The sequence below is a fragment of the Halomonas halmophila genome, from assembly GCF_006540005.1.
Taxonomy (GTDB): domain Bacteria; phylum Pseudomonadota; class Gammaproteobacteria; order Pseudomonadales; family Halomonadaceae; genus Halomonas; species Halomonas halmophila.
Window position 1 is genome coordinate 1 of the sequence record NZ_BJOC01000089.1, and the last position, 575, is coordinate 575.

Consider the following 575-nt stretch of genomic DNA (forward strand, 5'->3'; position numbering starts at 1 on the left):
GTCCTGGTCGATGGTCGCCGAGTCGACACTCAACGGATCGCCCTCGGGGTCCGTGTCATTGGTCAGGACATTGTCCGTGACCGGCGTATCCTCGGTCACCGGGATGTTGTCGCCCACACCGACCGGCGCATCATTGACCGGCGCCACCGGCCCCAGGGTCACCGTGGTCGGCGCACCCGGGTCAGTGCCATCCGTCGGCGTATAGGTCAGCTCGGGCACCGGACCGGTGTAGTCGGGCGCCGGCGTAAAGCTCAGATCGCCATTGGGCTCCAGCGTCACGCTGCCGATCGGTTTGCCCGAACCATCGGTAATCTCGGTAGGCGTGCCCAGCGGCAGCGGATCCGGTGTGCCGTCCCCATCCTGGTCGATGGTCGCCGAGTCGACACTCAGCGGATCGCCCTCGGGGTCCGTGTCATTGGTCAGGACATTGTCCGTGACCGGCGTATCTTCGGTCACCGGGATGTTGTCGCCCACACCGACCGGCGCATCATTGACCGGAGTGACCGGGCCGAGCGTCGCCGTGGTCGGCGTGCCCGGATCCGTGCCATCCGTGGGCGTATAGGTCAGCTCGGGCA

1 protein-coding gene is annotated in these 575 nt (G+C 66.8%); it reads right to left on the reverse strand.

Translation table 11 applies throughout. The features are described from left to right. Positions 1 to 575, reverse strand: a 575-nt coding sequence (locus tag HHA01_RS14820; protein WP_170214896.1) for an Ig-like domain-containing protein, incomplete at both ends; no start/stop codon positions are given.